The 7,315-nt window shown below is 69.4% G+C and carries 8 protein-coding genes and 1 pseudogene; 5 read left to right on the top strand and 4 right to left on the bottom strand.

Going from position 1 to position 7,315, the window contains the following annotated elements:
- The 3 genes and pseudogenes from ACWV17_RS28165 to ACWV17_RS28155 form a co-directional block, all read left to right on the top strand.
- Window positions 1-107, top strand: a pseudogene (locus ACWV17_RS28165) (lipoyl synthase); the annotation flags it as partial.
- Between the two features lie 317 nt (window positions 108-424).
- Complete coding sequence (locus tag ACWV17_RS28160) at window positions 425-625, top strand: SCO2195 family GlnR-regulated protein (RefSeq protein ID WP_455356362.1); 201 nt, start codon at window positions 425-427, stop codon at window positions 623-625.
- A gap of 19 nt (window positions 626-644) precedes the next feature.
- A complete protein-coding gene (locus ACWV17_RS28155; protein ID WP_455356361.1) occupies window positions 645-1,340 on the top strand; it encodes a DUF4191 domain-containing protein in 696 nt (231 codons plus the stop codon).
- Window positions 1,341-1,662: 322 nt separating this feature from the next.
- Here the strand turns inward: ACWV17_RS28155 and ACWV17_RS28150 are convergent, their stop codons facing one another.
- Complete coding sequence (locus tag ACWV17_RS28150) at window positions 1,663-2,130, bottom strand: RDD family protein (RefSeq protein WP_455361891.1); 468 nt, start codon at window positions 2,128-2,130, stop codon at window positions 1,663-1,665.
- A 231-nt stretch (window positions 2,131-2,361) separates the two neighbouring features.
- Here ACWV17_RS28150 and glnA point away from each other — a divergent pair, with 231 nt between their 5' ends.
- Entirely contained in the window at window positions 2,362-3,771 is a 1,410-nt protein-coding gene (gene glnA, locus ACWV17_RS28145; RefSeq protein WP_455356359.1) for a type I glutamate--ammonia ligase, read from the top strand.
- A gap of 246 nt (window positions 3,772-4,017) precedes the next feature.
- Here the strand turns inward: glnA and ACWV17_RS28140 are convergent, their stop codons facing one another.
- Entirely contained in the window at window positions 4,018-4,704 is a 687-nt protein-coding gene (locus ACWV17_RS28140) for a transferase (protein ID WP_455361890.1), read from the bottom strand.
- Window positions 4,705-4,805: 101 nt separating this feature from the next.
- On the opposite strand from ACWV17_RS28140, the gene ACWV17_RS28135 reads away from it, so the two are divergent.
- Window positions 4,806-5,690, top strand: a complete 885-nt coding sequence (locus ACWV17_RS28135) for a glycosyltransferase family 2 protein (RefSeq protein ID WP_455361889.1) — start codon at window positions 4,806-4,808, stop codon at window positions 5,688-5,690.
- An 11-nt stretch (window positions 5,691-5,701) separates the two neighbouring features.
- Here the strand turns inward: ACWV17_RS28135 and ACWV17_RS28130 are convergent, their stop codons facing one another.
- Both ACWV17_RS28130 and ACWV17_RS28125 read right to left on the bottom strand, forming a co-directional pair.
- Window positions 5,702-6,874, bottom strand: coding sequence for an NAD-dependent epimerase/dehydratase family protein (locus tag ACWV17_RS28130; protein ID WP_455361888.1), 1,173 nt, complete (start codon window positions 6,872-6,874; stop codon window positions 5,702-5,704).
- Window positions 6,867-7,301: an ATP-binding protein gene (locus ACWV17_RS28125; RefSeq protein ID WP_455361887.1), complete on the bottom strand. Its 435-nt coding sequence runs from the start codon at window positions 7,299-7,301 to the stop codon at window positions 6,867-6,869. Before ACWV17_RS28125 ends, ACWV17_RS28130 begins: the two co-directional genes overlap by 8 nt.
- Window positions 7,302-7,315 lie beyond the last annotated feature (14 nt).

Below are 7,315 nucleotides of genomic sequence, written 5' to 3'. Positions count from 1 at the left end.
AGATCGGCTACTCCGGCGTGATGTCCGGCCCCCTCGTCCGCTCCTCCTACCGCGCCGGACGCCTCTACCAGCAGGCGAGGGAGAGGCGCAGCAGCGCTGCGGCGTAGCCCGCGCTCATGTGAAGCTGCGCACAAGCGGCTACCGGCCAGTAATGGCCGTATCGACGCGGTCCGTACCGTCCCCGCAGGTGGGGGGCATGTACGGACCGCGTCGTCGTGCGATGCCTCCTCACGCCCCGGGCGCAAACGTTTCATCGGCGTTTGACCACCCGGTCACGCCCTGGTAACACCAATCAGTGACAGTGGGTTCACGCACAGCTCCCACGCACAGGTCGCACGCACAGCTCCACGACAGCGCACGCAATCCCATGCACCGCTCCCGCTCATCGCCGACGCCCGTCCGATCCCGAGGGGGGACTGCCACCATGCAGGCCGCGCCCGTACGCGCCACCGCCATCCCGACGTTCACCGACGCTCTTCGCACCGTCGAGTCCCTGCTCATGAGCAGCGGCCAGCGCACCGCCCGCCGGAACGCGTGGACCGCCGTACTCGAGGACCGGCGCCGTGCCAAGGACCGGGTCGAGGCCCAGCACGTACTGGAGGCCGTGGCTAGCCGCAGCTCGTGAGCCACGTAAACTTCAGTTCATGGCGAGGAAGGCAAACGCAGACACTGCGAACCCCGGGCGGCTCAAGCAGATCGCCCTGACGTACAAGATGACCCGAAAGGCCGATCCGAAGGTCGGTCTCGTCGTCGCGGCTGTGGGCATCGTCACCTTCGGTGTCATCCTCGCGATCGGCTTCCTGATCGACCACCCCGTCTATGCGGGAGTCCTCGGCTTCCTGCTGGCCTTCCTCGCGATGGCGATCGTCTTCGGGCGCCGCGCGGAGCGGGCGGCCTTCGGGCAGATGGAGGGCCAGCCGGGTGCGGCCGCGGCGGTACTGGAGAACGTGGGCCGCGGCTGGACGACCACTCCGGCGGTCGCGATGAACCGCAGCCAGGACGTCGTCCACCGCGCCGTCGGCCGGGCAGGCATCGTCCTGGTGGCCGAGGGCAACGCGAACCGGCTCAAGGCCCTGCTGGCGGCCGAAAAGAAGAAGATGGCCCGCATCATGCCGGACGTCCCGGTGCACGACTTCATCGTCGGCCGGGGCGAGGGCGAGGTGCCGCTGAAGAAGGTGCGCACCACCCTGCTGAAGCTGCCGCGCTCGCTGTCGGGACCGCAGGTCACCGCGGCGAACGACCGGCTGCGTGCGATGGGCGACCTGATGAGCAACATGCCGCTGCCGAAGGGGCCGATGCCCAAGGGCATGCGGATGCCGCGCGGCGGAAAGATGCGCTGACGGGCGTCGGGGACGTACGAGACGTACAGACGAGAGGGGGGGGGGGGGGGGGGGGGGGGGGGGGGGGGGAACCTCCTGTTGCCGCCCCCCCCACCCCCCCCCCCCCCCCCCCCCCCCCCCACCCCCTCCCCCCCCCCCCCCGGGGGTTGGGGGGGGGGGGGGGGGGGGGGGGGGGGGGGGGGGGGAGGGGAGGGGGGAGGGGGGGGAGATGAAGAACCTTTTTCCCCCCCCCCCCCCCCCTCTCGTGCGACCGCCTGCACAGCCCCGTATACGACTGCGCCCGAGTACGACTGTGTACGACTGACCGCTAGGGGGTGTCCCCTTAGATCCTGACCTGGACAGCCCGCGACAGCCGGTCGTGCAGGCCGCGGCCGTCGCGGTCCCACACGAGCGCCGGGACCGCGAGACAGAGCAGCACGCTGCGCAGCAGCACGCGCGGGAGCGTGAGCCGGCCACCGCCCTCGGCCTCGACCCGCAGGCCGAGCAGCCGCTTGCCGGGCGTGAACCCGACCGTCCCGACGGTGAGCACGCTCAGTACCAGGAAGACGCCGAGCGCCCAGTTTCCGGCCGCCCGCTGGTCACCGGCGGCGAGCAGCCCGTATGCGATGAGCAGACACAGCGCCCAGTCGACGGCGAGGGCGCCGAAGCGCCGGCCGAGCCGCGCCAGCGATCCCGGCCCCTCCTTGGGGAGACCGAGCTTCTCGCCCCGGTAGCCGAAGTCCGTACCCATCTCCTCGGCCGCCGCGCGGGGCCCGGAGAGCCACGATCCGATTACTTGCCTGTTGTCCACCCGTCCACGGTACTGTGCCCGCTTTCAGTCCCCGGCGGCGGGCGACCCGACGATGCCTTCCGGCCCGGCCGCCCGGCCCGGCCGTTCGCCCTCCGGTTAACTTGGGCGAAACAAATGGGTCATGATTGAGAAATCACGCCTGCCTATCGTCGTGTGCAGCGTGTGCCACCGCACTGGCCGCACAACGAGCTACAACCCCGCCCGTCCCGGGTCGGGAGTAGGAGGAGTTGGATGTTCCAGAACGCCGACGACGCTAAGAAGTTCATCAAGGACAATGACGTCAAAATGGTCGACGTCCGGTTCTGTGACCTTCCGGGCGTGATGCAGCACTTCACGATCCCGGCCACGGCGTTCGACCCGGCCGAGGAGCTCGCCTTCGACGGCTCGTCGATCCGCGGCTTCCAGGCGATCCACGAGTCCGACATGGCCCTGCGCGCGGACCTGTCCACGGCACGGGTCGACCCGTTCCGCAAGGACAAGACGCTCAACATCAACTTCTTCATCCACGACCCGATCACGGGCGAGCAGTACAGCCGTGACCCGCGGAACATCGCGAAGAAGGCCGAGGCGTACCTCGCCTCCACCGGTATCGCCGACACCGCGTACTTCGGTCCCGAGGCCGAGTTCTACGTCTTCGACAGCGTGCGCTTCCAGACCAGCGCCAACGAGGGCTTCTACCACATCGACTCCGAGGCCGGCGCCTGGAACACCGGCGCGCTCGAGGACAACCGCGGCTACAAGGTCCGCTACAAGGGCGGTTACTTCCCGGCCCCGCCGGTCGACCACTTCGCCGACCTGCGCGCCGAGATCTCCCTGGAGCTGGAGCGGTCCGGCCTCCAGGTCGAGCGCCAGCACCACGAGGTCGGCACCGCCGGCCAGGCGGAGATCAACTACAAGTTCAACACGCTGCTCGCCGCGGCCGACGACCTGATGCTCTTCAAGTACATCGTGAAGAACGTCGCCTGGCGCAACGGCAAGACCGCGACCTTCATGCCGAAGCCGATCTTCGGCGACAACGGCTCGGGCATGCACGTCCACCAGTCGCTGTGGCAGAACGGCGACCCGCTCTTCTACGACGAGCAGGGTTACGCAGGCCTGTCGGACACCGCCCGCTACTACATCGGCGGCATCCTCAAGCACGCCCCGTCGCTGCTGGCCTTCACCAACCCGACGGTGAACTCGTACCACCGCCTGGTGCCCGGCTTCGAGGCCCCGGTCAACCTGGTCTACTCGCAGCGCAACCGCTCCGCCGCGATGCGCATCCCGATCACGGGCTCGAACCCGAAGGCGAAGCGCGTCGAGTTCCGCGCCCCGGACCCGTCCTCGAACCCGTACCTGGCCTTCTCGGCCCTGCTGCTCGCGGGCCTGGACGGCGTCAAGAACAAGATCGAGCCGGCCGAGCCGATCGACAAGGACCTCTACGAGCTGGCCCCGGAGGAGCACGCGGGCGTCGCGCAGGTCCCGACCTCGCTCCCGGCGGTGCTCGAGGCACTGGAGGCGGACAACGAGTACCTCCAGGCCGGCGGTGTCTTCACGTCCGACCTGATCGAGACGTGGATCGACTACAAGCGCACGGCGGAGATCGCCCCCATCCAGCTCCGCCCGCACCCGCACGAGTTCGAGCTGTACTTCGACATCTAAAAAGACCCCAGGTCAGAGCGGGTTCCCGCTCCCCTGAGCCGCCTGTGAGCCGTGGGCCGTGCCTTCCTCTGTCGGAAGGCACGGCCGACGGCCTTTTCTGCAGGGCGCCGATCAGGCCGCCACCCGCACCGCTCCGTCGTCGCCATCCTCGTCAGCGCCCACCGAACCGAAGGCGGAGTCGATGGCCTTCCGCGCGCGGTCCTGACTGGTCATGGGGGACAGGCTCCCAGGTGCGGTGGCCGAAGGTCATTGGCGTTGGCGTCTGACGTGGACGTCTGCGGTGTGCGGTGCACTGATGGTGTGGTGGTCGGGGATGGTGCGGGCTGCGAGGGTGACACCGCTGGTGATGCGACAGTCGCGGCCGAGGGCGATGCCGGGGCCGAGGCTGATGTTGTTGCCGGTCTGGACACGGTCGCCGATGAGCGCGCCGAAGTGGGGTGTGCCGCAGCGGTAGATCCCCTCGGGCGTGCGGAGGACGACGTCGCGCTCGGGGCGGCGCATGTCGGGGCTCCACATGCTGATGGCGGCGACGGTGACGTTGGCGGACAGGTGGGCGTCGGCGCCGACGAGGGCGCGGTTGATGCCGATGCGATGGCCTAGTACGGAGCCTTCGCCGATGAATGACTTGGTCACTTCACAGTTGAAGCCGATCGAGACGCCGGCGCAGAGGACGGAGCCCGCTCGGACGGTGGAAAACTCCCAGACCCGTACGTGGGGGCCGATGATGACGTCGTCGCCGATGATCGCGTTCGAGTGGACGTACGCGGTCGGGTGGATGCGGTAGGGAAGGTGGGCGAGCGCCTCGTGGTGCAGCTCGTCCCAGCCGGCCAGGAAGTCGGCCAACTCATAGGTCCCCAGGTGCCCGTACGAGGTGGAGCGCAGGTCGTGGTCGGCGGGGGCGGTGAGGTAGTCGCCCAGCTTGATCGTCGGCATGGTGATGGGGTCTCTCTTGAATGGGTGATGGCGTACGGAGGGCGTCGGGGTGTAGGGCTACGATCGCGGGCACCGCCGCCGAGTGAACTGGAGTAGGCACTGTGTCCGATCCGCGTGTGGGTGTGGTCGTGGTGACCATGGGCAACCGGCCTGCCGAGGTCCAGGCGCTGCTGGCGTCGGTGGCCAAGCAGGACCTGCCGCCGGAACGGATCGTGATCGTGGGCAACGGCAGCCCGCTGCCCGACTTCCCCGGTCTGCCCGGTGAGGTCACGGTCTTGGAGCTGGAGGACAATCTCGGCTGCCCCGGCGGACGCAACGTCGGTATCGCGAAGCTGCGCGCCTTCGGGGACATCGACGTCGTGGTCGAACTCGACGACGACGGGCTGCTCGTCCAGACCGACGTGTTGAGCCAGGTACGCCACCTGTTCGCTTCCGACGCCCGGCTCGGCATCGTGGGGTTCCGCGTGGCGGACGAGTACGGCGAGACGCTGCCACGGCATGTGCCCCGGCCTGGGGGCCGGGAGCCGATGAAGCGGGGGCTGGTGACCGGGTTTCTCGGCGGCGGCCACGGCTTCTCGATGCGGATGCTGGACGAGATCGGCGACTGGCCGGGCGAGTTCTTCTTCACCCACGAGGAGACCGACCTGGCCTGGCGGGCCCTGGACGAAGGCTGGGAGATCCTTTACGAGCCCACGCTGCTGCTCCAACACCCCAGGACCTCCCCCGCCCGGCACGCCGTCTACTACCGCTTCACCGCACGCAACCGGGTCTGGCTGGCCCGGCGTCGCCTGCCACTGCCGCTGATCCCCGTACACCTGGGCATCTGGACTCTGATCACTCTGCTGCGTACCCGGTCGTCGGGTGGGCTGCGGGCCTGGGCGGGCGGCTTCCTCGAAGGCTGGCGCACCCCGTGCGGTGAGCGGCGGCCGATGCGCTGGCGCACGGTGTGGCGCATGACCCGGCTCGGCCGCCCGCCCGTCATCTGAACCTCACGGGGTCAGGCGGTGGCTGTCTCGCGCAGCCAGTCGGGGACCCCTCTCGGAGTTCTCTTGAGCCAGGCCGCGTACCGTGCGATCCCCTCCTCGACCGTGATCGCGGGCCTCCACCCCAGCAGGTGCTGCATGCGGCCGATGGCGGCGTAGCCGCCCTGGGGATCGCCCGGCGGCATCGGGGTCTCCATGAACTGCGCCTTTGGATAGTGGCGTTGGACCAGCTCAGCCACCTGGCGGATCGTCGTGGCGTGCCCGGTGCCGAGGTTGATCGTCTCGTTGTGTGCCCGGGGGGCGACCAGCGCCCGCACCGTGCCGGCGGCGACGTCGTCGACGTGGATCAGGTCGCGGACCTGGTGGCCGCCGCCGTTGAGGTTCAGCGGCAGGCCGAGGGCGGCGCGGGCGGCGAACCAGGCCACCACCCAGGAGTGGCTGTGGCGCTTGACCGTCTGCGGCTCTCCGTACACCGAGAAGTAGCGCACGACGGTGTACGAGGTGCCCACCTGGGCTAGGCCGAGCGCGGTCTGGAACTCGCCCCACAGTTTGGTGTTGGCGTACACCGACAGCGGCTGCAGTAGCGTGCTCTCACTGAAGCAGGAGGGCATGCGCCCGTACACGGCTTCGAGCATTTGGCGCATGGAGCGTGTCTCCGCGCAGGCGGGGTGGTCGGCTCGGTTGCCGTTGCCGTTGCCGTTGCCGTTGCCGTTGCCGTTGCCGTTGCCGTTGCCGTTGCCGTTGCCGTAGACGCTGGCGGAGGAGACGTAGCAGAAGCGGCGTACGCGCTCGCTGGCGGCCACGGCGTCCAGGACGGTCTGGGTGCCGATCACGTTGGTGGTGATCGCGCTCATCGGGTGCCGGGTGCAGGCGGCTACGTCGGCGAGCGCGGCGGCGTGGATGACGTAGTCGCACTCGCCGACCAAGCGCCGCACCAGCGCGGCGTCGGTGACGTCGCCGACGACGAAGTCCGCGTCGGTCTCGTTGATGCCGAACAGTTCCCGGTACACGGTCGGCGGGTAGGCGTCCAGTCGGCACAGGCTGACCGGCCGCGCCCCCGCCATGCGCAGGTGGGCGGCGATTCGGCTGCCGATCAGCCCGCCTCCGCCGGTGACCAGCACTGTTCGGCCGTTGAGGTCTGCGGCGAGGTCGTCCTCGATCCGCTCCCTGGCGATCTGCTCACGCATTGGTCTCTTCCTTCGGGTCGGTGAGGAGCAGGCGGGCCCAGATGGTCTTGCCGATCGGGTTGCGCAGGTGGTGGCCGGTCTTCTCCGCGAGGGCGGCGACGAGTTGCAGGCCGCGGCCGTGTTCGTCATCCGCTCCGGCCGTGAAGAGGCGGGGTGGATGGGGTGTGGAATCGGAGACCTCCACGAGGCAGTCGGTTCTCCCGGCCGTGATCCGTACTTCGAAGAGGTGTCCGGCTCTGTGTCCGTGCTGGACGGCGTTGGTGGCCAGTTCGCTGCAGACCAACAGCGTCCGGTCGATGTCGTCCTGGCCGTAGCCCCAGCCCGCAAGCGCCTTGCCGGCCTGCCGGCGCGCGAGGGGCACGCATTTGAGGGTGGAGGTGAACTGCATCTTCCAGAGCCGGGTGGCCTGCTGGTCGGGCGTCGTCATCGGGAGCATCGCGT

The organism is Streptomyces mabaensis (assembly GCF_053763515.1).
Note: the sequence above shows the minus strand (reverse complement) of the source record. Positions and strands in the feature narration are given on the sequence as shown.